We start from the raw sequence: 24712 nt of genomic DNA, 5'->3' as shown, positions 1-24712 counted from the left end.
CCCTGGTGGTTAAAGAAAAGAGGAAACACCTGTTATCATTCCGAACACAGAAGTTAAGCTCTTATTCGCTGATGGTACTGCGAGTTCGCGGGAGAGTAAGTTATTGCCAGGGTTTTTATTTTATATTTTAAGTCTTGAACTTATTGTGTATATTTATTTTTATATATTAGTAAAACTATTTTATTTTAATAAGGAAATTTTAAAATAACATGAAGAAAGCAAGCTTTTTAAGTACTAATTTTTTAATTTTGCTTTTGGTTTGCTTTGTCAGTGTCGATTTATTTTCTAAGGATACTTTCAAGTTTAAGCTTGTAGATCAATATTTTCCTTTTTACTATAAAAATAATAAAGGAGAATATGTGGGGCTTATTTTTTCTATTTTAGATAAATGGGCAAAAGATAATAATGTTGATATTAAAGTTGAGCATATTGATAATTTCAATGAAAGTGCAATTGAAGACGAAGCAATATATTTAGGATTGACTTATAATATAAAATTAAATGATTTTTTTTATTTTAAAAGTGAGCTTGCTAGGAGTATTTCAATTTTATTTTCTAAAAGCTCTAATAAAAAATATAAAAATACTCATTCAACATTTTTATCCAATTTTAATATAGGAGTTATTAGAAATACAATATATGAAGATATTTTAAGACTAAAAGGCATTAATACGATTTTTTTGGCTGAAAATGCTCAAGAGTTAGTATTGGCTTTAAAAAATGATAAAGTTGATTATATATATGGTGATTGTAAGACTTTGCATTATATTGCAAAGCTTTTTTTTGGTGAAGACCTTGTGATTTTTACTGGAGATGTTTTTTATAGCGTCAAAAATAGAGTGGCTATTAGTAGAAATGCTCCTGAGATAATAAAGAATTTGAATTTAGATTTGTTTTCGTATTTGGTGAAAATTCCTGATGAACATATTTTTTCTTTTTTAGATAGTAATACTAAGGGAAATTTTATTGATGTTGGTTTATATAATGATTATCCTCCCTTGAGTTTTATTAATTCACAGGGAAAGTTGTCTGGCATTTTAGTAGATTTATGGAATCTTCTCTCAAGACAACATATCTTTAAACCTATTTTTAAGGGATTCCCTAAAGAGGATATTAAGAAATCATTAGAGGGAAAGCCAGTAGGCATTTTTGGAGGAATTATTAGCAATGATAGTGTATTTGAAAATGTTAATTATGTAGTAAGTAAACCAATATATCCTCTTAATTTTAAATTTTATTCCAAAGGCTTAAACAATAATATTGGTCCAATAAATTCTCAGTTTATTGATTTTAGTTTTAATAATATTCAATTAAGTAAGGATCAAGACATTGTTAATAACTTTGTAAATATTGTTAATAATTCATATGGATTTATAGAAAATTCAATAACAACAAAATATTTATTAAAATTAAATGGATATAACGGAAGATTAAAATCTTATGATTCTATTTTTAATAAAAATAGGTTTTTAGTATTAGCTATTGATAACAGAATTTATAAAGTTATTAAATATATTCTTAATTCTATATTTGATGATATTTCATTTGAAACTTTGCTTCAAATAGATAAAAATTGGCTGGACAAAGAAGAAATTAATAGTTCTAGAATTAATAGTTATAAAATTATGAATAAGGTTAAATTTAATATAGAAGAAAAAATTTGGTTATCAAAAAATAATAAATTGAATCTTGCTGTTAAAAATTGGTATCCAATAGATTATGTTGAAGCAAATAGCTATAAAGGAATAAATCAATTTTTACTTGATAAAATTAGAATGTTTTCAGGTTTGGAATTTAACATAATTGAAACATACGGCAGCTTAGATCTCAAAAAATTAATCAAATCTGGAAAAATCGATATGCTAAATACTAATGCAGTAGATTCAAATTTAGAGAATGTTTTCAATATAAAATTAAATTCTCGAATTCCACTTTATATTTTTTCAAATAAAAAAAGGGTGCTTCCATCTAGATCTTTGGAGAGGTTTGCAGTACTTGATTTTTTATATAGTAAAAACTTGGCTTCTAGTATTAAATCAGATCTTATTTTGGTAAGTAGCTTTAAAGAAGCGCTACTTCTTCTTTATAAGGGAAAGATTGATGGGATTATTAGTGATGAGTATACGGCTGCTTATGTTTTTGAAGAATTAAATGTTTCGGATGTTGAAAAACTGCCTACTTTTAGAGATTTGTCTTTTGATTTAAGTCTTGCTATTTATAATCAAGATTTTATCTTGAAAGAAATTATTCAAAAAGTTGTTGTGCGTTCAAATGTTGATAGTCAGAGGTATTTAAATGATTGGAAATTTGATATTTATTATAAATCTAAGGGCATTAGGTTTAAAAATTTCAAATTTTTAGTTTTAACAGTTATTATATTTTATTTTACTTTTTTAGGATTTGTAATAATTTTTATGTTTAAATTATCATTTGAGCAGAAAAGAAGATATTCTTTTGTAATGAATAAAAAAAATATTGCAGAAGCTGCTAATACCGCTAAAACAATTTTCATAGCAAACGTCAGTCATGATATTCGTACTCCCATTAATGGCATAATGGCTGCTACTGAGCTTTTAGATACTACTATTCTTACGGATGTTCAAAAAGACTATGTTAAAATGATAAATTATTCATCTGATTCTTTACTTTCTTTAATTGATGATATATTGTATTTGTCTCAAATAGATGTCAATGAATTACATATTGAGAGTCAAGATATTGATTTAGAGACTGAAATGGAAATGGTTTTAAAAACTTTTCAATCTCAATGTGCAAAAAAAAATATTGATTTATTTTCTTATTCTAAATCTATTTTTAAGAATTATATAAAAGGGGATATTGTAAAAATTAAACAAGTTTTAATTAATTTAATAGGGAATGCTTTTAAGTTTACAGATGACGGTGTTATTGTTTTAAACTATGAAGAAGTATATAGAACAAAAGCTGATGATAATAGAGTATTGGTTACAGTTGAATTTAAGGTAATAGATACAGGCAAAGGTATTAAAAGAGAAAATCTTTCTAAGATATTTGAAATATTCAAACAAGAGGACGATTCTTCTTCAAGAGTTCATGAGGGTGCGGGATTGGGGTTATCAATATCTAAAGAGCTTATAAGGCTAATGGGGGGCCTTGGAATTACTGTTGATAGCAAGGTAGGAGAGGGAACGACTTTTTCATTTATGTTGCCTTTTATATTAGGCGATGAGCTTAAAAGTAAAGATTTATCATTCAATGTTCAATCAATAAATAGTAATAATAAAGTATTAAATGTGCTCTTGAGTAAAAAATCTATTAAAATTTTTGAACACTGTTCGACTTTGTTGGGCTGTTCTTCTAATGTACATTACGTGGCGTCTTTTGAAGATGCATATAAATTCTTTAAGAAACACTCTTTTTATGATTTTGTTTATGTAAATGTAAATAACGACAATATTCAAGAGAGTATCCAATTTGCTAATAATATTGAGAAGCTAAGCTCTGATGTAAAAATTATTTTTTTATTTTATTATTTGGATAATAAAGCTCTAAAAAATTTAAAATATATGTATGTTAAAAAGCCTTTAATGGGGCTTAGCATATGTTCTATTTTTTCTAAAAAAGAGCTTAAAACAGAAATGAAATTTGAAGATTTGGCCCCAGTAAATAGTGCTTTTAAGGTGAAAACGCCTGTTAATGTGTTAATAGCTGAAGATAATCAGGTCAATCAAAAAGTGTTAAAAGATATTCTTGTTGTAATAGGTATTAATGAAAATCATATTGATGTTGTAGATGATGGAGTAAAGGCTTTAAAATTTTTAAAAGAAAAAAAATATGATATCTCTTTTATTGATATACGAATGCCAAGATATGATGGATTTTCGGTAGCTAAAGAAATTAGAAAGTTTGAAAAAGTAAAGAATTTAAAGCCGTGTGTTTTGGTTGCGGTGACAGCCCATGCTTTGCAAGAGTATAAAGACAAGTGTTTTGCAAGCGGTATGAATGATTATATATCAAAACCAATACACATAAGTTCAATTAAAATCATATTAAAGAAATATTTACAGCTTGAAGTTGATGATATTTGGGAGAATAAAGATTTTAATCAACCTGTCAAGTTTTCTAATTTAGATGTTAATAGGGCTTTAAAAGAATTAAATCTTTCATATGAGTCATATTCTGAATTATGTAGAGGACTTGTTGATTTTATTTCTATCAATATTATTGATTTAGAAAAAGCTTTTGATGATGAAAATTTGTCTTTAATTAAAGACATATCCCATTCAATATCTGGAGCTCTTTCTAATATGCGTAGCAAGTTGTATAGGTATTTTAAAAAAATTGAAACAAGTAAAGATTCAATTTATGAATTGAAAAAAATGTATTTTTTTGTAAAAGATGATTTGTTGCATTTAATAAGCGACATAAAGGAGAATATTTTGTTTGATTCTGAGCTTGTTGGCGATAATAAGCTATACTTTAAAAGCAATGATCAATTTTTAAACCTTCTCAATAAGCTTTTAGTTGGCATTAAAACTAGAAAACCAAAAGAATACAAGGAAATTCTTAAGAGCATTGACAAGTATGTTTTAGACGATAATATTCAGGTATTATTTAGTGATCTTCGCAGGAATTTAAGATTATATAGATTTACTGAGAGTTCTAAAATCCTTGAAGAGATCATTGAAATTTTTATCAACAAGAGATATTAGCAGTGGGAATGATAATTAAAGATAAATCTTTTGAAACAGAGAATCAGAAACTTTTAATTGTGGATGATTCTCCCACTAATTTGGATTTATTGGTAAATATATTGCAAGATGCTTATGAGGTTGAGGTTGCAACAAATGGACTTGATGCTTTAAAACAGGTTGAAAAAGATAGTCCCGATCTTGTACTTCTTGATATAGGTCTTCCAGATATTAATGGCTATGAGGTATGCAAAAGACTAAAAAGCGATCCTGATACTAAAGATATTCCTGTAATTTTTATTAGTTCAAGAAATTCTACAGATGCTCAACTTGAAGGATTTAATGTTGGTGGGGTAGATTATATTTTAAAGCCTTTTAATAGTCGAATAATTGATGCTAGAGTTAAGACGCACCTTGAATTAAAGCGCCTGAGAGATTATTTTAAAAGTTTGTCTAGAATTGATGGACTTACTCAGATTCCAAATAGAAGATTTTTTATGGATAAATTTTCTAAGTCGTGGATTAAAGCTTTAGAAAGTAAAGAAATAATAATTGTTGGTATGTTGGATATTGATAATTTTAAGAATTATAATGATAATTATGGTCATACCAATGGTGATGAGTGTCTTAAATTGATTGCTAAGACCCTATATAAGGTTTCTTTAAAACATAAAATAGATGTTGCTAGATATGGAGGGGAAGAATTTATTTTTTATTCTGTTAATAATAGTCTAAGTGAAATGATCGATATTATTAAAACAATGATTAATGATATAAAGCGCTTGAGAATAGTTCATGAGTATAGCAATACTTCTAGTATTGTAACTGTTTCAATTGGTCTTGCTCAAGAAATTCCTATTGATAACAATTTTACCAATATCATAAAGCTTGCTGATAGCAAGCTTTATGAGGCTAAAGTTTCTGGAAGGAATCAGTTTAGATACTAAGCTTAATATTTGTAAGTTGCAGAGATTCCAATAGAATCGTAGTAAAAATAAGAATTACCAGTTGCTATTCTTTTTGAAATATCGGCTAGCCCAGCTGTGTTACTTGTATATATGGGATTTGTAGATAATTTTAATTGAAGACCAATTGTTAAAGGTTTGAAAATTTCAAAATTAGCAACAATAGAAATATTGTGATAAAAAATGTCACTTCCCCACCCTTTGTTTTTCCATGAGCTTATGTTTCTTTCTTTTCCAATTTGTGTTTTGCTTTCATAAAGTAGCCCTATTGTGTTAAAAGGTATTGGCATTTTGTAAGCTAATAGGGCATAAGGCTTTATAAGCATGCCATTTATATTTTTACCGTCGTCTGCTTTATATTTCCAAAGTTGATCTTTGTTTGCATGAGGATTAATTAAGTATGTAAAATCATTGCCAATAACTGTAATAATGTGTGTCCATTCCCCTTGGAAAATAGCGTTTAAATCAAATTGGAATCGCCCTCCTATTGTTATTTCTGAATAAAATTCAGTAGTATTTGAATATTTCCCATTTTTAATGTGTACACCGATTCCCTTAAAGCCAAAAGCTTCCCAGCCCACACCAATTTCATTTGATGCATATAAATTTAAAAAAGCAATAGGGGTAAGGCTTAACATGCTTTTAAATGAGATAGTTACAGGAGACAATCCAATATTTAAATCGAGATCTATTCCATTGTTTTTAAAAAAAATAGAATCAGGATTACGTAAAACTTTAAAATTTTTATAGTATCCTAAGTATGATATTAATTTTATTCCTCCCCAATAATTGAATGGAATTTGTAAACTTGGTTCAATATTTTGAAAATTAGGATGTTTAAAGCTTTGTGAAAATCTGCCCCCATTTGTTCCCATCTCGTGGGGAGGGTAATAAGCAGATTGAAAATTAAAGTAAAAATAATTATCATTAAATTCTAAATTCTGTTGATCTTGGGCAAGAATTAATATTGCCTGCAAAAAAAACAAGCAAAAACAAATTTTTTTTATTAACATTTTTATTTAAAATACCTTTTCCATTTAATTTTTTTTTAACATTATTTTAATTATCTTATTTCTTATTTCATCAATCTTAACAGATGCATCAACATTGTTAAGTCTAGAGCATTTTGAGTAAAATTCTATCAGTGGTTTTGTTTGTAATTTATATTCTTTGAGTCTTGTTTTTAAGCACTCTTCCTTGTCATCTTCTCGTTGGTAAAGATCTCCTCCGCAAATGTCGCAAATTTCAATTTTTTTTGTGGCTAGAGTATATATATTGAAAATATTATTACAAGATTTACAAATTCTTCTTCCTGAGAGTCTTTTTATTATCAATTCTTCATCAATTAAAAAGTTTATTATTTTTACATTTGGCAAAAATTTGTCAAGAGCTTCAGCTTGACAAATATTACGTGGAAATCCATCTAAAATAAAATTTTTATTATTTTTAATAGCTTTAATTTTATCTTTTACTATTTTAATTGTAATTATGTCGGGAACTAGTTCTCCTCTTTCGACAATTTTTTTTATTTCTTTTCCAAGAGCTGTAGAATTTGAAATATTTTCTCTAAATAAATCTCCTGTTGAAATGTGATGGTATTTAAATTCATCAGAAATAATTTTTGAAATAGTCCCCTTTCCAGAACCTGGGGGACCTAAAAATACAAGCCCCATTATATACTCCCGTGTAGATATTTATTATTTTAAGGGTTTATTTGAAAACATTTAATAAAAATTTAAGTCCTACAATTGTTCCAATTGTAGATCCAAGGTTTACAAAAAGTGCTATTAATAAAATTCTTGTAACTTTGTTTTTGAGATACCCTTTTATTGTTGATAATTCTTCTTGTAGATTTTCAAAATCTTTGACCTTTGGTTTGTTTATGTAAGCTTCAACAAGTCCTGCTACCATGCCTGTTCCTATGAATGGTATTAAGGAGAATATTGGAGAACCGATAGCAGCTGTTAAAATTGTTAAAGGGTGAGATTTAAATAAAATGGATGCAATGCCTGAAAAAAGAGAGTTGGATATTATCCAAAGCTTTAAATTTTTGTAAGCAAAATCGAATCCTTTAAAGTAAAAAGAGCTCACTATTAGTAAAATGATTAAAATTGCGATAAGGTAAGATAGTGCTTTGCTAAGTGAAAAATATTTTTTAGGTATTCTCTCAAGTTCTTCAATGTTTATTATTTTTTTATTTTGGCTTATTTCTTCTAGAGTTTTCATTATTCCATTTACATGACCCGCGCCTACAACCGCAAGAATAGTGCCTTTTCCTTCAAGTATTTTGCTTGTAATAAATTCGTCTCTTTCGTCAATTAAAGCTTTTTTTACTTTAGGTATTTCTTTGGCAAGTTCTTTCATTATTTTGGAAAGGGCATCCTGTTCTTTAAGTTTTTCAATTTCATCTTTTGTAATTTTTGTATCTGTTAAGGAAAAAAGGCTTGAGATTATTTTTACTTTTTCAAATATCGGAATAGATATCCAAGCTCTTTTTAAAGTTGTTTCAATTTTTCTGTCAGCAAGAATTAGTGGAATATTATGCTTTTTCGCTTTTAAAATAGCTGTTTTCATTTCTTCACCAGGTTTTATTCCCTGTTCTTTTGCTAGTTTTTTTTGAAAATTACTAAGAATTATGTTTATTATGAGAAAAAAGGCTTTTCCTTGTTTTAATGCTTTATCTATATCTAAGTTTCTCCATTTTTCATTTTCATCTGTGTTTAAGATCGAATGATAACGAGCCTCATCAAGTTCAACCGCAATATAGTCTGGTTTTAAGATTTCTATTAAATTTGCAGTATCTTCTGAGCTTTTTTTTGATACGTGAGCCGTTCCAAGTATATATATTGTTTTATTGTGTATGTTGAATTTGCTTACATGAGAAAAACAGTCTTCTGTCTTGGTATTTTCTTTTTCTTTATCCAAAAAAATATTCCTTGTTTAAAAAAATTTAGCTATTAATTAGTATAGCTTTTAATAATTTTACCATATGGTTTAGAGGAACTACATAGTCTATGTTGTTTTCTTTTATTGCTATTTTTGGCATTCCAAAAACCATAGAACTTTCTTTATCTTGTGCAATAGTTAGTCCTCCAGCTTTTTTTATATCTCCAATTTCTATTGATCCGTCATTTCCCATTCCAGTCATTATTAGAGCAATTGCTTTATCTTTTGCAATTTCTGCAATAGATTGAAATAATACCCCAATAGATGGTTTGTGACCATTAATATGTTTACCATCGAAGATTTGTATTTGGTAGTTGCCGTCGATTTTTTTGATTTTTGTATGATATCCACCTGAGCTTATGTATGCATGTCCTTGCTTTAATATTTCGTTATTAGCGGTTTCTTTTACCCTTATTTTGCAAAGATTATTAAGATTTTTTGCAAATTCTTCTGTAAACCCTTTGGGCATATGTTGAACAATTATTATTGGTGGAAAGCTTTCAGGTATTTCTGGCAATATTGATTTCAAGGCTACGGGTCCCCCTGCTGATACTCCAATTGCTATTATGTCGAATTTTCTCAGTTTTAATTTTTTTATTTCTTTTTCATTTAATATTTTTTCTTTTGAATGTTCTTCAAGTTGATTTAATGGAAAAATGTTATTTTTGTGATTTAAAAAAATTTTATCTCTTTCATAGGTTTTTATTTCTAATTCTCTATTATGGACAATTTTGTTTTTTATAGATATTGATCCATAAGCCAAAAGAGAATTAATAATTTGTTCTTTTTTGTTTTCATGTGATGTTCTATTTTTAGATACTAATATAAGATCGTCAGCTCCTTTTAAAGCAGCAATATTTATTAAGTTTTGATTTGAAGATGTGACTACAATTGGTATTGTTTTGTTTATATTGTTTTTTTTCTCCAAAAAGAGAATATCTTTAATATTGTTTTCTTCTAAATTCATTAATATTACTTCGGGGTTATGTTTTTTAAGTTTATTTGTTGCAAATTTACCATTAGAAGCAGTTGCAATGACTTGTAATTTTGGAGACGAATTGATAAGGTCTGAGATAAGCTTTCTCTTTACAGCAAAGTATTCTATGATAAGCACAGTAATTTTTGTTTCCACTTTTACTTTTTTCCTATTTAATTCTTATTAAATTATAACTTATATTTATTTTGTAATTTAAATCTTTCTTTTTGACAGCTTGTATCTTTTTTTTCATATATTATTGCCCACGGTGTTTTTAAAAATTTAAAAGGAAGGTTAAGCCCAAAAAGTGATTCTGAGTGTCCTATAAATAAATAGCTATTTTTAGACATGTTATTATAAAATTTTTTAAGCACTTTAATTTTTGATTTTTCATCAAAGTATATTAAAACATTTCTACAAAAAACAACATCAATTTCTGAAAAATTACTTTCAAAGTTCAGGTTATGATAATCAAATCTTATGTGATTTTTAATTTCATTTTTAATTTTATATCCGTTTGAATGAGAATATATATAGTGCCGATATTCTTTAGGGATATTTTCACATTTATTTGATGAGTAATACCCTTCTTTTGCTATCATCAAAGATTTTAAACTTAAATCAGAAGCAATAATAATAAAATCTATTTCTTTTGGAAGCTTTGACTTGAGTACAAATGCTAATGAATAAGGTTCTTCTCCTGTTGAGCATCCTGCAGACCAGATAATAATCCTATTTTTTTCTTCTATTTTTTTAATATTAATTAAATTAGGAATTACAAATTTTTCAAAAGTTTTAAAATGTAGTGAATTTCTAAAAAATCTTGTTAAATTGGTTGTGACTAAATCTAAGAAATATTCTTTTTTAAGTTTTTCACTAATTATTAAATTATAAAGTTGTGATGGGGTTTTTAGAGCAAGCTCTCTTACTGCATCATTAATTCTGCTTTGAAGAACAAATTTATTTTTTTCGTCAAAACGCATTCCGCTGTTGTTGTATATAAAGTCGCAAAATTTTAAAAATAGTTTATCTTCAATTTCTAGCATTTTTAGGAACCTGCTCAATTATTCTCTTTATAAATAAGTATTACCTATTTATAATAAATCTCTAGGCAAGAATATTTTTTTTGAAAAAAATTGTAAAATTAATATAAGTAATTTTATTATAAGACATGGATTTTAAAAATGCTTTTCTTTATTTTAATTTATTTGCAGTAATAAATGAGGAATTTATGGGTGTTGAAAAAATATGTGCAAATGCCAATTTAATATCTATTTAAGAAATGAATGATGTTTAATGAGTTTAAAAAAATAATTTGTAGAGAAGATGTTAAGTATGAAATTTTTAGAAAATTTTTTCATATTTTTAGCTTAATATTTTTGGTTTTTTATGGAATAAATTTTTGGATAGGACTTATTTCTAATATACTTTTTATGATTTTGTATTTAAGCTCTGAAGTTTTTAGAATTGCTAAAAAAAAACTACTTTTCTTTAAAAATATTTCAGATATAATATTAAAATCAAGAAAAATATTGCCTAATAAAGTATCTTTTTCGCCTGTTTTTTTGTTTTTAGGTATATTAATATCGTATTGCTTAGCTATTGAACCCTTTAATTATATTGGAATATTCTCTGTATGTCTTGGTGATGGATTTGCAAGTCTTGCTGGAAAGTTAATTCCTTCTTTTAAGCTTGTAAATGATAAAACGATTTCTGGTAGCTTTGTTGTATTTTGTGTTACTTTTTTTTCATATTATTATTTTTTTCCTTGTTTAACAGCAGCTTTAATTCTTGGAATTTTGGCAGTATTGGTAGAGCTTTTTGATTCTGCTAATTATGATAATTTGTTTTTGCCGCTTGTTGTTTCAGCTTCGTCTTATTTTTTGACTTTCTTTTTTTATAGCCAGTAAAAGAAAATTTTTCCCGATTTTTTTAAGTAGATGGGTATACCAATTGAGATTAGGAGAAAGGCGTAAGGTATTTTTAGCAAATTTAAGTAAATTCCACTTAATATTAAAAGCATTGAAACAAAAAGGAAAAAATAATCTAAGTTTTTCTTTCTTAAAAAAGCCACTATAAAGTTTATTAAAATAAGCAATAAGAATGCGTCTATGTAAAATTTTGTACTTTCTATTTTAAGAATGCCTAAGTTTTGGATATTTTCGTAGGAATTAATAGGCATTGTGTAACTATATATGCAGGCAAAGGTTAAAATAATGTAAATTGTATAATGTATTGATTTTATTTTGAAATCACATATATATAAACTTAGAAAAAATAAATTTAATAATGAAAAAGTATTTACGAAAAGGGTAAATTTTGTAAATAAGTAATAACTTGAATTTAGGTTATTGTTTAGGAAAAAATCTTCAGAGATAGAAATAGGCTCTAATGTATATGAACTAATAAAGCAATAGAAAAGTATAAATTGTATATTATTGGTTCTTTTGTAGTTAATGTATGACCATAATGAGCCTATGATCCCAGCAATAAAGATGGCGAATTTATTAGTCAATATTATAAAATTATTATTGTATATTTCTAGAATATAATTTTGATAATTTTCATTATATTTTATTTTATAGGAGAAAATCAGTATAACCAGTGTTACTAAAATAAAAATTATAAAGAGAAAGAGATTAATAGAAGTGTTTAGCTTTGTAAATATTGACTTCATTGAAACTTCCAAGAATGCGTGTTTTGTATTTTTTTGATATTTTTTTTAATTTTTGAATCAAGTTTTTCAAAAAAATCTATCTTTGTTTTTTTTTCAATTGAATCGACGTTAACAACGTAATTTTTCAAATCTAAGTTTTTTGCTTTTTCATTTGGGATAATAAAAGAGATTATGTCATAAAAATTATTATTATTAATTGCTAGTATTATTTTATAAAAATTTCTAGGTACCAAAATTTTGCTTTTACCAATAAATCCTTTATTTTCTGTTAAAATTCCAGCACTAATTATATATATATATCCTTTTGAGATTGCCCATTTTCTTACTAATTTTTCAAGTTTTAGCCAAATTCCGGAATTAAAATCGCTTTTTTGAGGCGATATATTTGATAAAAAATATGTATCTTTCATTGCATTTTCAGAAAAAGACATGTCTGCAGAATTTACTATGTGTCCTCTGTCATAACCACTTTTAAAGTAATCTTCAAGTTTTGGAAAAGTGCCTTTGATATTGGTGTCTTCAAAAAATTTAGGACTCCTTTTAATTTTTTTTGATTTTAATAAAGTTAATGCTAGTTCTACCATTTCTCTTTTAAGTGGATAAGCAGCCCATTCGGATTGTCTTGCGCTTTCAGCATATCCTAAAGTATAGTGTTTTTTGCTTATTATTTGGGTAGTAAGATGTCCTTTTGGTATTAATTGGAATTCTTTTATTGGAATAGATTGTGTAACTATGTATTTATTTTCTATTATCTCTAAATAGTCATAAATTTTGTGTTTAATTTGTTTTAGGAGTTTTTGATTTAAGGAAAAAAATAAAAATCCTGTTAGACATAAAATATAGCAGTAAAGAAAAAATTTAGATCTTTTTTTCATATTTCTATTTCTTTTTCGTCCTTAAAATTATATCTAATAGTAAAATTAAAAGAAATGTTAAATGTATCTAAAAATAAAAAATCAATTTTAAAGTCTAGTCCCATTAAAGGGATAGCCCTTTTAGTAGAAATTTCAATAAACATATAAGGCTCTAACACATAAGGCAATTTTTCGTAAAATTTAATGTCTCCTATAAAATTTGTAGATAAGTAAAAACGACCACCTATTCCAATAGTGGAGGAAAAATATTTTGTTTTTTTTATTAAGTTTGCAATGTGCCAATTTATTCCCCCTCCAATATAAGATTTAAAGTATTGCATCTTTTTAGGGGTATTAAGGCTTTCCTTTATTAATATCATAGCAACTATTAAAAAATCAAAATTATTGTTAGAGAATGTGTAGTAAGGTCTAAAAATAAGATGTTTAATATTCGAGTTCAGGAAAAATCCAATTCCAGTTCCAATTCCTGTTGAATATGCAAATCCTCTTTCTGGGCTAAAAAATCCGGGGCTTTGTTGAGATTCGTTATTTTTTTCATTAATATTATCGTCTTCATTTGCAAGTGCATTTAAAGTGGAAATGATAAGTAGTGTTAGGGAAATACAAATGTTTGGATTTTTTTTCATAAGCAGATTATTTAAATAATATAAAAATTGTTTTGTCTTTTCAATATTGTAATATGTATTTGGGGGGAGATTTTCCTTTTTGGTTTAAAAATATTTTTTATATTAGGTGGCTGTAGCATGCAATTTTATTGTATATTATACAATATGTTTAATTGCTTTGGAGGCTATGTTTATGTTTTTTAATTTTTTGAAAAAAGATCTTGTATTTATTTTGCCAAAATTAAATTCAAAAGAAGATGTCATTGATTTTTTAGTTAAAAAAATCAATGAAAAGGGATATATAGACAGTAAAGAAGAGTTTCTAAAAGGAATTCTTGATAGAGAGAAAATAGGCGATACTTCTTGGGAAAATGGGGTTGCAATTCCTCATTTTATAGGAGATGTGGTTAAGACTAGTTTTATTTCATTGCTTTACATTAAAGGTGATGGGATTAAGTGGTCTGAGGAAAATCCTCCTGTTAATTTAATATTTTTGATTTGTATGTCAAAAAAGCAGCAAGGTAATGAACATCTTAAGGCTATTGCATTTATCGCCAAACTATTTGAAGATGATGCTTTTCAAAATGCTTTAAGTGGTGTTGTTACTACTGATGACATTTATTATTATATAGAAAATGTTCAAAGAAAGGCTAAAGAAGAAGTTTTTGGAGCTACAAAATCAGAGAAAATAGTGGCTGTAACCGCTTGTCCTGTTGGAGTTGCGCATACATATATTGCAGCAAAGAAAATTGAAAATGAAGCGAAAAAACAGGGTTATAACATTAGAGTTGAAACTCAAGGATCTATTGGTATTGAAAATGCCTTAACAGAAGAAGAAATTAAGAATGCAGACACTGTAATACTTGCTGTTGATAAGGATATTGAGGAAAAGAGATTTGAAGGTAAAAGAGTTTATAAAGTTTCAACTGTAAAAGCGATAAACAATACGGAAAATGTTATTAAAGAAGCGTTTAATGCTCCAGTATTTTTTTGCAAAAATTCTAGTGCTAATAGCAGTTCTAAGGGGTCAATTGCTACGGAGAAAGGCAGTTTTTATAAATACTTAATGAGTGGGGTATCTCCAATGATTCCTGTTGTTGCAAGTGGAGGAATTTTAATTGCCCTTAGCATTGCTTTTGTTGGGATTGGCCCTGATGGGCCTAATTTTGCTGAGCATCCATTTTATAAACAGATTGCAGATATTGGCTCTGTAGCTTTTGGAATGATGTTACCTGTGCTTGCTGGTTTTATTGCAATGGCAATTGCTGATAAGCCTGGTCTTACTCCCGGTCTTGTTGGTGGGGTAATATCTGGAAATGTAAAAGCAGGTTTCTTAGGTGCAATATTTGCTGGGTTTCTTGCAGGCTATGTTGCAAAGTTTTTAGCAAAAAGATCTGTTCCTGAGTGGTTAAGACCTGTGATGCCTATATTTGTGATTCCGCTAATAAGCACTATTATTGTTGGATTTTTTATGTTATATTTTGGCGTTTATATTGGGGAATTTATGGGGGTGCTTGAGAGTGGGCTTAAATCTTTGCAGAGCAATTCAGAAACTTTGGGGGTGTTGGGTAAAATTTTCTTAGGTTTAGTGCTAGGTTCAATGATTACTGTTGATATGGGTGGGCCTTTTAATAAAGTGGCATTTCTTTTTGGCGTAGGGTTAATTCCTCAAGTACCAGAAATAATGGGAATGGTTGCAGCAGCAATTCCTGTTCCCCCGATGGCTATGGGGCTTGCAACTTTTTTAGCACCAAAATTATTTGAAAATGAAGAGAAAGAATCTGGCAAAATAGCCTTTTTAATTTCATTTATTGGTATTAGCGAGGGGGCTATTCCTTTTGCCGCTAGTGATCCTGGAAGGGTAATCCCTTCGATAGTAGTAGGGGGGGCTGTATCAAGCATTATTGCTGCTTTCTTAGGTGTTGCTAATCATGCTCCACACGGGGGTCCAATAGTGCTTCCTGTTATTGATAATAAATTTGAGTTTATTATTGCAATTGCTGTTGGAGTTGCAGTTGCAACAGCTTTGGTAATTTTTTTGAAATCTTTAAAATTAAAGGAATCTGAATGAATGAAGATAATATTTTTTTAATGAAAAATAATATTAAAGAGTATGATTGGGGAGGTATTAGTTTTATTCCCAATCTTTTAGGCGATAAGATTGATGGAAGGCCTAAGGCTGAAATGTGGCTTGGAGCACACAAAACGTTTTCTAGTAAGATTTTATATAGAAATGAATATGTGCTTTTGAGTGATTTTTTAGAGGATCATAAAGAGCTTTTAGGCTGTAGTAATGGCGAATTTCCTTTTTTGTTTAAGGTATTGTCTGCAAGTAAGCCTTTATCTATTCAAATTCACCCTTCTAAAGATTTTGCCTTAAAAGGTTTTGAATCAGAAAACAATAAAGGTATAGACATTAATGATCCCAAAAGGACATACAAAGACAAAAATCCCAAAATTGAACTTATTTATGCTCTTAGTGATTTTTATGCTCTTAAAGGCTTTTTGCCTTTAGACGAGATTAAAAAAATTTGTGAAACTTTGGAATTAAATTTCGACTTTCAATCACATATAGGCTTTGTAAAAACTATTTTTGAATTGCAAACGCATGAACTTGAAAAGATTATTGAAAAAATTTTAAAAAATTTGAATCTTATTGATAATTTTAGAGGCTATTGGTTTAATGAAATTTATAATATTTATGGTATAGATGTGGGGCTTTTAGTATTTTTGGGTATGAATATTTTAAAGCTAAAACCAGGAGAAGTTTTTTATACAAATAGTCAGGAGGTGCATGCGTATCTTAAAGGAGACTGCATTGAGCTTATGACCAATTCTGACAATGTTATTAGAGCTGGGCTTACTACCAAGTATATTGATAAAGAGGAGATGTTAAGAGTTGGTCAATTTGAGGAGGGAAACTTATCATTTTTAAGTCCTGATTTCCAAAATAGTTTTAATGTATTTAGGCTTCCCAATACCAATTTGAAACTAATTGAAAAAAAAATAAATGAGAGCATTTGCATCAATAGGAATAGTCCAATGGTCTTGTTAGTTTTAGATGGGTGTGTGAGTATAAATAAATCTTTAAATCTTAACAAAGGCGAGAGCATTTTTATAGGCAAAAAAGCTAAAAACTTATTTATTAATGGGGATGGGCAAGCTTTTATTGCTGGTTTTGATCAAGATTAAGCTTGCTTATGTGGGCTTAATCTTATCCGAAATTATTTTATTTGGCTAATTAAATGCAAATTTTATGAATCCAAATCCAAAGAAATTGAATTTAATTCCTTCAAATAAAATACTTGGCTTTGTTAGCAATATTGTTGGCCCTAATGCAGGGTAAATTTTGAATCCTATGGATAAATTTTTTGCAAAATTATATTCCATTACAAAAGGAATTCTTATAACAGCGCCTATTCTTTCATATTCAGTTTCTTCCTCTTGGTCAGGAGGGATAAGGGATTCTTTTGTCCAATCTGCACCTATTCCAATGCCGCCGCCGATTCTCATGTATTGCCCAATTTGCTTTTTAAAAATAATATCTATTCCTCCGTTTAGATAATTTTCAAAATTGTTCGATTTAGGTCCAATAAAGCCTCCGTATCCAAAATCAATATTTACATAAGGAATTGAAATTATAATGTTTGCAATAGGATTTCCTATTCCAATTCCCATTGAAAATAAGTCATAACTTTTTTTTTCTTTTATGTCTTTAAGTTTTGCGATGCAGGTGGTTGAATCTTCTTCCTTGCTACATCTGACCATATAGTTGTCAGATGCATAAGAAAGGTTTATTATACCTAATGCTAATGTTAAAATATGCATTTTTTTAAAATTTTTTATCATTTATTCTCCATTATATATATATTTTTATAAAGCCTGTGCCCAAGAAATTAAATCTAGCTCCTTCAAATGACATTGGACTACCAAGTAGCATTGTTGTTCCAATAGTAGCAACGGCTTTAAACCCGATCACAATATTTTTAAGAAAGCTATATTCTATTACCAAGGGCAGCCTTATCACAACTCCTATTCTATTTTGAAGAGAGGTTGCTTGTTGAATTTCATTTTCTTCTTCTTCTTCTTCAGCTTTTTCAGGACTTCCCTTTGACCAATCTGCACCTATCCCAATACCGCCGGAAATCATAGTGTTTTTATGTATTTCATCTTTAAACAAAAGATCTATTCCCATCACAACATAAGGCATAAAATTATTAGGCTTAAGCCCTACGAACCCTCCGTAGCCAAGGTCTATGTCTACATATGGAACAGATATTGTAATGTTTGTAAGTGGATATCCAATTCCAAAACCTATACCAAACAAGCGACGCACAGAGGCTTCTTTTTCAAGAAGTTTCTCAAAGTCAAAGTCATCTTCAATCATCGCTTTGCTTTTTGATTGGGCACCTAATAAACCTGTTGTTAATATAAGTATTATTGTTGCTAATAGCATTCTCATTAAAATTCTCCTTTTTTATATCCAATTTTAGATATTATTTTTATCTTTGCAACATTTTTAATAAAACATAAAAAATTAAAAATATTGATATTTATTTGCTTATTTTGATAGTAAAACTTTATTATTAAATTTTTTATTGTTTTATTTGTTAAAGTTTTGTTTATCAAAAAATTTTTAATCACAAACACAGGTATTATTATACTACTTGACTGGATATTGATGTTAATCTTATTTGCTTGTATGAGATTTTTGGGGATACATTTTTTCTTTGATTTTTCAGTTTTTAAAAAAAATATAAATTGATGAGTTTGCAGTAAATAATAATAAGTTTTATTACAATGTTGCATTTTAAGATTGTAAAAAAACTTTATTTGTTCCAAGGCTTTTAAAGCTAATTTTAGGCTATTGATCTTTTTGTTCAAAAATTTATCCCAAAAATTTGAATATTAAGTTTTAATCTATAAACAAATAGTATATCAAAGTTTTGAATTTGAAATGCTGTTTGATATTATTTTAAATAAGATTAAATTAATTATAAATAAGTTTAGTATGTAATTTATTGTTATTAAACTTATACATTAACAAAGCTTATGGTTAAATTGTATATTGTTTTTTTTTATTTTTTTTCTTTTTTATTGGGATTTTCAGAAAATGTTTTTTTTAAAAATTTAGGATTCTCTAATGATGATCAGTATTTTATGTTTGGTGAATATGGGCTTGAAAATGGATATTATTATTCTGCTGCATACTTTGTTGATGTTGTTAAAAATAATTTTGCAAACTCTGGAGTGCATTCAAGAATTTTTAAGGAGCACATTGAATATTTAGACAGCTATGATAAAAGTCTTTATGAACTTTTAAAGATTATTAATTTCAAAGTTAGAGAATTTAAAATTAATCATTTAAGAAGAGGTCGAGAAATTTATTTTTATGTTAAGAGTGAAATTCCAGAAACAGATTTTTTAAATTTTGTTGATTTTAAAACAGGAAACGAATATCAAGTTTTTGTAAATAAGGATATTAATTCTCTAGAGATTTCTTCTTCTTTTAATATTTTTTTATCTGTAAAATATTACAATTCAACCTTAGAAAGACATTTTACTGTTGGAAGAGGAAATTTTTATAGAAAGAATGTTATTGATTATAAAATAAGGGAGATTGTTTTATTCCCAAATGAAGATGGAATTGTTTTTGTTTTAGAAAAAATCATGTTAAATCCTTATGAGAATAAGTATAATCGGTTTATGGTTGAAGTTAAAAAATATTAATATAATTATTTAATGTGTTAAAGAAGTATAATGCTTTATTGAGGATAATATATGAGTGATTTTATAGCATCAAAAGAAGATGAATATTCTAATTGGTATTTGGATATAGTTCAGAAAGCAAAACTTGCTGATTACAGCCCTGTAAAAGGTTGCATGGTGATCATGCCTTATGGATATTCTATTTGGAGCAAAATTCAGAGTATACTTGATAAAAAATTTAAAGATACAGGGCATGAGAATGCATATTTTCCCATGCTTATTCCTTATAGTTTTCTAGAAAAAGAAAAGGATCATATTGACGGATTTTCACCTGAGTTTGCTATTATTAAAGATGCTGGTGGAGAGAGCCTAGCAGAGCCTTTAGTTTTAAGGCCTACTTCTGAGACGATTATTTGGAATATGTATAGTAAGTGGATTAAATCTTACAGAGATCTACCTCTTAAAATTAATCAATGGGCAAATGTTGTTCGCTGGGAAAAGAGAACAAGGCCTTTTTTGCGCACTACCGAATTTTTATGGCAAGAAGGACATACTGCTCATGCTACTGAAGAGGAAGCAATAGAAGAAACTTTACTTATTTTAGATATTTATAAAAGATTTATGGAGGACTACTTAGCTATTCCAGTTTTTTGTGGTAAAAAATCTGAAAAGGAAAAATTTGCAGGAGCTGTTTCTACTTATTCAATTGAGGCATTAATGCAAGATAAGAAAGCACTTCAAGCTGCTACATCTCACTATTTAGGTTTAAATTTTGCAAAGGCATTTGATGTAAAATTTCAAGACAAAGATGGGAAGATGAGATATGTATTTGCTAGTAGTTGGGGTGTTTCTACTAGATTGATTGGCGCTTTGATTATGGTTCATTCTGACGAGAAAGGCTTAATTTTGCCGCCTCGCATTGCTCCAATAGAAATCATTGTTATTCCCATTTTTAAAAAAGAAGATGAGATTAATAAAAAAATTTTAGACCATTCTGATTATGTTGTGCGCATTTTAAAAAAAGCAGAATTTAGGGTTGAAATTGATAAGGACATTAGAAGTTCTCCAGGATTTAGATTTTCATCTGCTGAGTTTAAAGGAATCCCAATACGCCTTGAAGTAGGGATAAATGATGTTCTTTTAAATTCTATTACTATTGCAAGAAGAGATAAAGACAAAAAATTTAAGTATCAAATATCACTTGATTCTCTTGTAAGCAAGGTTAGAGTAGAGCTCGATTCTATGCAAAAAGATTTATTTAAAAAAGCACTGAATTTTAGGACCTTAAATACCAAAGAGATTTTTAGAAGCAGCAAGGATAGTTATGAGCTGTTTAAAGCTTATATGAATGATTATTCTGGATTTGTGATTTCTTGTTGGTGTGGTAATTTGAATTGTGAAAATATCATTAAAAATGAAACTAAAGCTACAATAAGATGTATTCCTGATGATTTCAAGGCCAAAGATTTAACAGATATGACTTGTATTTATTGTTCTTCTAAGGCTAAACATTTTGTCTTATTTGCCAAATCTTATTAATTAGTTTAGTTTAATTAATTTTTTCTTGATCTTTTAATTCTTTGGAGTTTATTATGTGGATGATTGCAATGTTAAAAGCAAAGTCAATTAGTAAAGCCAAAGAGATTAATATTGGCAGCATTGGTGTTATATTGGAAACATTTAGTTCTATTCCTTTTGTATGGGTGGAACAAAGCATTGTAATTATATAAATTAGACTATTTGGTATATGAGGAAATGCAAAGACAAAAAAGAATGATAAAGTACTCATATAGCTTATTTCGTAGATAGAAATAGGCAAGCTAGAATATGATTTTAAAATTATAAAAAATGATATTACTGAAACAAAAATAGTCCCAAATTTAGAAACAAAATTTATTAGAGGTATGTTTATAATTATAGATTTTTTTATATTTATCCTTTCATTTTTAATGTCTTCTATTAATATCACATAGGGGGAATAAGAATCTTTTGTTAGTCCTGAAAATATTATGTTTTGGAATGATACAAAGATTCCTTTATATATCATTCTAAAATTTTTTGTCAATCTATAGCTAATTGTTGGTAATACTATGAATAAAATTATAATTGTCCATGTCAAAAAGAATATTATGCTATTTGTATAATTTTGGTAATCCTTGAAGCTTTTTAAGCTTGCAGCGTAATCTGCTGCTATAAAAATGATTCCTACATTTAATATGTTTGTAATAAATCCATTTGCATGATAAAAAAGGTTGGATGCGCTTAGCATTAGTTCTCTGGCTATTCTGCCTTTTTGTTTTGCGTAATAAAAACTTGTTCCTATTATTATTGAAATCATATAAATGCTTAGTAAATTTGGATTACTAGATGTAAATATTTTGAAAATATTTTTTGGAAAAAATGTTTCTAATAAAGCTTCTTTTTCAAAAAAATGTGTATTTTGTATTGTTTTTTCTAGTATTGGAATTCTTTGTGGAAGATATATTGTTGCAGCTATTATTGATAAAGCAACTCCAGATAGGTTAGTTAAAACTCCATAATAAATTGTTTTGCTAAATAGCTTTTTCAAGTTTTTATTTTCAATAATGTTTTCAATTCCCAATGGTATTGAAAACATTAAAAAAGGAATAAGAGATAAGTATGATAATCTTATAAAGGCATGAGATAAAGAGCTGTAAATCCCAAGAGGGAAAAATAGTCCCAAAAAGATTCCAATAGGCATGGTGAAAAAAAAATTGATCTTTACATTCATGTAATTTTCCCTTTCAGAGATTTAATATACATTATTTATAATAAATATTACTAAATTTTTTTGTAAATATAAACTTTAGAGTTAAAATTATGTTTGTGCTTTTATGTTGTTTTTAGGGGTTTCTGGGGGTTGTTTGTATAAATATCCTGATTTTGTAGATACAGATTTAGATTCAAGATTGCCAAATATTTTAACCTTAGAGGAGCATGATAAAAAATTTTTTACTAAAGATTTTTATAAAAATCTTATTTCAAGTAGTAAAGAAATTGGCATTAAGCTTCATAAAGTTTTGGTAGATTATTTAAATCCTCAGTCAGAAGAGGTTGATAGAGTTTTTAAATATAATCAAGTGATTAACATTTATTGGTTTTTTCTTAAGTCAATTGCAAAAAATGTTTCAAAATTGACTATGGAGCAAAAAATTTTATTTAGGTTTGCTGCTCTTATTCCAAATGCGCTTGGGTCTGAAATTCAGCTATTGATTTCAAAAACTATTTGGGATAATCATTATAATGCACCTTTTATTTATTTTGATGAATGGCTTTATGGGGTCAATAGTTTGAAGCTTAGTAGATTAGCAACTGATTTGCCGATGGATAATTTTAAAGAAGAAGATATGGAAAAAATTTTACTTAATAAAAAAGAAAAACTTTTGGCAAATATTGATTTTGCAAAAAGTAGTCTTAAAAGAACCGATAAGGTTAGGGAAGAAGCTCTTTGCAGGCTAAGAGGCATGTTTGAATTTTTATTTTCAAATAATAGTCAAAACAATTTAACCTATATACCTGAATATGGAGTGAAAAGTCCTTATGCCAATTCAATTCTAAAGCCCTTAAATTTTGCTGGTAATTATGTTGATGATCTTATTAAATCAAATAGAGAGATTAATGTTTTTATTAATAAAATTGAAGATGCTAACAGAAAGCTTTTTGAAATTCAAAATAAGATGAATAATATTAAAACTTCTGCTGAATCAACTATTGCACATGATGAAGTTGAGGTTATTAGAAGTGCCAATAAACTTGCAATAGGGCCTAGAGGAAATCATTTTCCTATTCTTTTGAAAAATAATATAGTTGCCAATCCGCAATTTTTTGGAAGCAGAGAAAGGGTTATGCAGCTTGTTCAGGAAATTGAAAATATTCAGCCTAAACTTTTTCAAAAGGCTTATAGAGGAGATTTGCTTAGAATAGTTCCTTATTTTATATTAATACCTTCTTATGGTGATAAAGGGGTTTGTTGGGAATCAATTGATGTTAAAAATAGGGCAAATGGTAGGGGTAAAATATTAATACCCATGTATGCTAAAAATTTAAAAAAAGCAGTTATTTTAGGTATTGGCGATTTTGTTTGGGAGCTTGCAAAAGAACAAGCTTCTTTTAGGTGGATGGAAACAGGAATTACGGGGCAATATTATGATTATTATATTAAATTTATTAAAAAAGGAAATGTTAAAAATTTTTTTCTGGAGGATTATCTTCTTTGGATAGAAAAGGAAAGTAAAGGGATTCAAAAACTTGAGAAATTGGTACGTGGCATAATGTGGAGAAATTTGCCTTTTTCTAAAAATTTAAAAGAGACGCTTGCTAAAAAATCTTTTATATACAAAGATCTTTTTGATAAAGATAAAAATATTCAAGTATCTGATGGGTATTAATAAATTTACTATTTTGAAAGCATTCTGACTATTTTTTGTTTTTCAACGCTTTAAGTTCTTTTTTATAATTCTCATTAATGTAAGTTTTTTTCTTTTTCAAAGATTCAATTAATTTTATATTTTCTGTTTCTATTGCAGCTTGCAATGGGGTTTTTCTATTTTTAAGTGTGAAACTTAAGTCAGCTCCACTTTCTTTTAAAAATTCAAATATTTTTTCGTTGTTAGTATATATTGCCCAAAATATTGGAGAATGACCTGTATCGTCTATTTGATTAAGGCTTATTCCATAATCTACCAATATTTTTGTGATTTCAAATTCATTGTTTATTATTGCAATTGAAATTGGAGATATTTTATACTTAAGGTTTATTTCTGCTCCAAGATTTAGTGCAATTAACACTCCTTTTTTATTGCTGAAAAAAACAGATATTATAAAAAGATCATTTTTAATTTTTTCTACATTTTGTAAGGCTTTCTTGTCGTTTATGTTTATTGAATTTATAACTTTATTTAAAGTATCTTTATTATTTTGATATTCTTTGCTATTAAAAGCATACAAATTTTTTTGTAATTCTTTTAATAGCAAAGCACTTGTATTGGTATTTGTTGAATTTAAATTCATTATTATTTGTAATAACATTAAAAGTATAATGATTTTTTTTTTCATAGTTTATTAGTTTTATATTCCTTTAATAAAATATTTAATTTTAGATGGTTATTTTTTTAATAAGTATTATAAACATGAGTTAGCATTATTATAGTTATTGTATGATTGTTTTTCAATGTTTTTATGGTCATAATGTTGATTATGAAATGATTTTTGCCTATTTTTAAATATTGGGTTTATGCTAGCCTAATAATTTAGATTTTTGTTTTTTTA

Annotated in this window: 20 protein-coding genes, 1 rRNA gene and 1 pseudogene; 9 read left to right on the top strand and 13 right to left on the bottom strand. The window is 27.5% G+C overall.

What is annotated here, in order from left to right:
• Position 1: 1 nt before the first annotated feature.
• The 3 genes from rrf (at position 2) to DB723_RS02060 (ending at position 5617) form a co-directional block, all read left to right on the top strand.
• Positions 2-112, top strand: a 5S ribosomal RNA gene (gene rrf / locus DB723_RS02070).
• Between the two features lie 97 nt (positions 113-209).
• Positions 210-4691 (top strand): response regulator, encoded by a 4482-nt coding sequence (locus DB723_RS02065; RefSeq protein ID WP_151552146.1) that lies wholly within the window; start codon positions 210-212, stop codon positions 4689-4691.
• Between the two features lie 2 nt (positions 4692-4693).
• The gene (locus tag DB723_RS02060; protein WP_151552144.1) at positions 4694-5617 is read left to right on the top strand and encodes a GGDEF domain-containing response regulator; all 924 of its coding nucleotides are present in this window, start codon (positions 4694-4696) and stop codon (positions 5615-5617) included.
• A 2-nt stretch (positions 5618-5619) separates the two neighbouring features.
• Here the strand turns inward: DB723_RS02060 and DB723_RS02055 are convergent, their stop codons facing one another.
• The 5 genes from DB723_RS02055 to DB723_RS02035 are packed head-to-tail and all read right to left on the bottom strand — an operon-like array spanning position 5620 to position 10603.
• Positions 5620-6648 (bottom strand): hypothetical protein, encoded by a 1029-nt coding sequence (locus tag DB723_RS02055; RefSeq protein ID WP_151552142.1) that lies wholly within the window; start codon positions 6646-6648, stop codon positions 5620-5622.
• A 24-nt stretch (positions 6649-6672) separates the two neighbouring features.
• Positions 6673-7308: an adenylate kinase gene (locus DB723_RS02050; RefSeq protein ID WP_151552140.1), complete on the bottom strand. Its 636-nt coding sequence runs from the start codon at positions 7306-7308 to the stop codon at positions 6673-6675.
• Between the two features lie 37 nt (positions 7309-7345).
• On the bottom strand, positions 7346-8560 hold the full coding sequence (locus tag DB723_RS02045; RefSeq protein ID WP_151552138.1) for a TraB family protein: 1215 nt from the start codon (positions 8558-8560) through the stop codon (positions 7346-7348).
• Between the two features lie 25 nt (positions 8561-8585).
• Positions 8586-9713, bottom strand: a complete 1128-nt coding sequence (gene cheB / locus DB723_RS02040; protein WP_151552136.1) for a chemotaxis-specific protein-glutamate methyltransferase CheB — start codon at positions 9711-9713, stop codon at positions 8586-8588.
• Between the two features lie 32 nt (positions 9714-9745).
• A complete protein-coding gene (locus tag DB723_RS02035; RefSeq protein ID WP_151552134.1) occupies positions 9746-10603 on the bottom strand; it encodes a protein-glutamate O-methyltransferase in 858 nt (285 codons plus the stop codon).
• A gap of 243 nt (positions 10604-10846) precedes the next feature.
• Here DB723_RS02035 and DB723_RS02030 point away from each other — a divergent pair, with 243 nt between their 5' ends.
• A complete protein-coding gene (locus tag DB723_RS02030; protein WP_151552132.1) occupies positions 10847-11467 on the top strand; it encodes a diacylglycerol/polyprenol kinase family protein in 621 nt (206 codons plus the stop codon).
• On the opposite strand, the gene DB723_RS02025 is transcribed toward DB723_RS02030, so the two are convergent.
• From DB723_RS02025 to DB723_RS02015, 3 genes are read right to left on the bottom strand one after another with little or no spacing between them, the layout of a single operon-like run.
• Positions 11455-12234: a hypothetical protein gene (locus tag DB723_RS02025; RefSeq protein WP_151552130.1), complete on the bottom strand. Its 780-nt coding sequence runs from the start codon at positions 12232-12234 to the stop codon at positions 11455-11457. The genes DB723_RS02030 and DB723_RS02025 overlap by 13 nt on opposite strands.
• Positions 12231-13109, bottom strand: a complete 879-nt coding sequence (locus tag DB723_RS02020; RefSeq protein ID WP_151552128.1) for a DNA/RNA non-specific endonuclease — start codon at positions 13107-13109, stop codon at positions 12231-12233. The genes DB723_RS02025 and DB723_RS02020 overlap by 4 nt, the downstream gene beginning before the upstream one ends.
• Positions 13106-13735 carry a hypothetical protein gene (locus DB723_RS02015; RefSeq protein WP_151552126.1) on the bottom strand — a complete coding sequence of 210 codons (630 nt, stop codon included), beginning with the start codon at positions 13733-13735 and terminating at the stop codon, positions 13106-13108. Before DB723_RS02015 ends, DB723_RS02020 begins: the two co-directional genes overlap by 4 nt.
• A gap of 172 nt (positions 13736-13907) precedes the next feature.
• On the opposite strand from DB723_RS02015, the gene DB723_RS02010 reads away from it, so the two are divergent.
• Positions 13908-15785, top strand: a complete 1878-nt coding sequence (locus DB723_RS02010; protein WP_151552124.1) for a fructose-specific PTS transporter subunit EIIC — start codon at positions 13908-13910, stop codon at positions 15783-15785.
• Positions 15782-16906 (top strand): mannose-6-phosphate isomerase, class I, encoded by a 1125-nt coding sequence (manA, locus tag DB723_RS02005; protein ID WP_151552122.1) that lies wholly within the window; start codon positions 15782-15784, stop codon positions 16904-16906. The genes DB723_RS02010 and manA overlap by 4 nt, the downstream gene beginning before the upstream one ends.
• A gap of 45 nt (positions 16907-16951) precedes the next feature.
• On the opposite strand, the gene DB723_RS02000 is transcribed toward manA, so the two are convergent.
• Genes DB723_RS02000 through DB723_RS05395 form a run of 3 tightly spaced genes read right to left on the bottom strand, consistent with a single transcriptional unit; the run spans position 16952 to position 18598 of the window.
• Positions 16952-17563 carry a DUF3996 domain-containing protein gene (locus DB723_RS02000; protein WP_151552120.1) on the bottom strand — a complete coding sequence of 204 codons (612 nt, stop codon included), beginning with the start codon at positions 17561-17563 and terminating at the stop codon, positions 16952-16954.
• A gap of 10 nt (positions 17564-17573) precedes the next feature.
• The gene (locus tag DB723_RS01995) at positions 17574-18176 is read right to left on the bottom strand and encodes a DUF3996 domain-containing protein (protein WP_151552118.1); all 603 of its coding nucleotides are present in this window, start codon (positions 18174-18176) and stop codon (positions 17574-17576) included.
• Entirely contained in the window at positions 18176-18598 is a 423-nt protein-coding gene (locus DB723_RS05395; RefSeq protein ID WP_151552116.1) for a hypothetical protein, read from the bottom strand. Before DB723_RS05395 ends, DB723_RS01995 begins: the two co-directional genes overlap by 1 nt.
• 168 nt (positions 18599-18766) lie before the next feature.
• Here DB723_RS05395 and DB723_RS01985 point away from each other — a divergent pair, with 168 nt between their 5' ends.
• Both DB723_RS01985 and proS read left to right on the top strand, forming a co-directional pair.
• Complete coding sequence (locus DB723_RS01985; protein WP_151552114.1) at positions 18767-19444, top strand: DUF2259 domain-containing protein; 678 nt, start codon at positions 18767-18769, stop codon at positions 19442-19444.
• Positions 19445-19495: 51 nt separating this feature from the next.
• Complete coding sequence (gene proS, locus DB723_RS01980) at positions 19496-20962, top strand: proline--tRNA ligase (protein WP_151552113.1); 1467 nt, start codon at positions 19496-19498, stop codon at positions 20960-20962.
• 10 nt (positions 20963-20972) lie between these two features.
• On the opposite strand, the gene DB723_RS01975 is transcribed toward proS, so the two are convergent.
• Positions 20973-22175, bottom strand: coding sequence for a dicarboxylate/amino acid:cation symporter (locus tag DB723_RS01975; RefSeq protein ID WP_151552111.1), 1203 nt, complete (start codon positions 22173-22175; stop codon positions 20973-20975).
• A gap of 103 nt (positions 22176-22278) precedes the next feature.
• On the opposite strand from DB723_RS01975, the gene DB723_RS01970 reads away from it, so the two are divergent.
• On the top strand, positions 22279-23832 hold the full coding sequence (locus DB723_RS01970) for a hypothetical protein (protein ID WP_188093260.1): 1554 nt from the start codon (positions 22279-22281) through the stop codon (positions 23830-23832).
• 8 nt (positions 23833-23840) lie between these two features.
• Here DB723_RS01970 and DB723_RS01965 read toward each other — a convergent pair.
• A pseudogene (locus tag DB723_RS01965) lies at positions 23841-24499 on the bottom strand (ankyrin repeat domain-containing protein).
• Positions 24500-24712 lie beyond the last annotated feature (213 nt).

This window comes from Borrelia maritima (assembly GCF_008931845.1).
Taxonomy (GTDB): Bacteria; Spirochaetota; Spirochaetia; order Borreliales; family Borreliaceae; genus Borreliella; species Borreliella maritima.
The sequence above is the reverse complement of the archived record's forward strand: the minus strand, read 5'-3'. Positions and strand labels throughout refer to the sequence as shown.

What these genes read in the sequence shown, in the direction of transcription:
- DB723_RS02065 (WP_151552146.1), top strand. Translation starts at nt 210, where the DNA reads ATGAAGAAAGCAAGCTTTTTAAGTACTAATTTTTTAATTTTGCTTTTG.
- DB723_RS02055 (WP_151552142.1), bottom strand. Translation starts at nt 6,648, where the DNA reads ATGTTAATAAAAAAAATTTGTTTTTGCTTGTTTTTTTTGCAGGCAATA.
- DB723_RS02050 (WP_151552140.1), bottom strand. Translation starts at nt 7,308, where the DNA reads ATGGGGCTTGTATTTTTAGGTCCCCCAGGTTCTGGAAAGGGGACTATT.
- DB723_RS02035 (WP_151552134.1), bottom strand. Translation starts at nt 10,603, where the DNA reads ATGCTAGAAATTGAAGATAAACTATTTTTAAAATTTTGCGACTTTATA.
- DB723_RS02030 (WP_151552132.1), top strand. Translation starts at nt 10,847, where the DNA reads ATGTTTAATGAGTTTAAAAAAATAATTTGTAGAGAAGATGTTAAGTAT.
- DB723_RS02025 (WP_151552130.1), bottom strand. Translation starts at nt 12,234, where the DNA reads ATGAAGTCAATATTTACAAAGCTAAACACTTCTATTAATCTCTTTCTC.
- DB723_RS02020 (WP_151552128.1), bottom strand. Translation starts at nt 13,109, where the DNA reads ATGAAAAAAAGATCTAAATTTTTTCTTTACTGCTATATTTTATGTCTA.
- DB723_RS02015 (WP_151552126.1), bottom strand. Translation starts at nt 13,735, where the DNA reads ATGAAAAAAAATCCAAACATTTGTATTTCCCTAACACTACTTATCATT.
- DB723_RS02010 (WP_151552124.1), top strand. Translation starts at nt 13,908, where the DNA reads ATGTTTTTTAATTTTTTGAAAAAAGATCTTGTATTTATTTTGCCAAAA.
- manA (WP_151552122.1), top strand. Translation starts at nt 15,782, where the DNA reads ATGAATGAAGATAATATTTTTTTAATGAAAAATAATATTAAAGAGTAT.
- DB723_RS02000 (WP_151552120.1), bottom strand. Translation starts at nt 17,563, where the DNA reads ATGATAAAAAATTTTAAAAAAATGCATATTTTAACATTAGCATTAGGT.
- DB723_RS01995 (WP_151552118.1), bottom strand. Translation starts at nt 18,176, where the DNA reads ATGAGAATGCTATTAGCAACAATAATACTTATATTAACAACAGGTTTA.
- DB723_RS01985 (WP_151552114.1), top strand. Translation starts at nt 18,767, where the DNA reads ATGGTTAAATTGTATATTGTTTTTTTTTATTTTTTTTCTTTTTTATTG.
- proS (WP_151552113.1), top strand. Translation starts at nt 19,496, where the DNA reads ATGAGTGATTTTATAGCATCAAAAGAAGATGAATATTCTAATTGGTAT.
- DB723_RS01975 (WP_151552111.1), bottom strand. Translation starts at nt 22,175, where the DNA reads ATGAATGTAAAGATCAATTTTTTTTTCACCATGCCTATTGGAATCTTT.
- DB723_RS01970 (WP_188093260.1), top strand. Translation starts at nt 22,279, where the DNA reads ATGTTGTTTTTAGGGGTTTCTGGGGGTTGTTTGTATAAATATCCTGAT.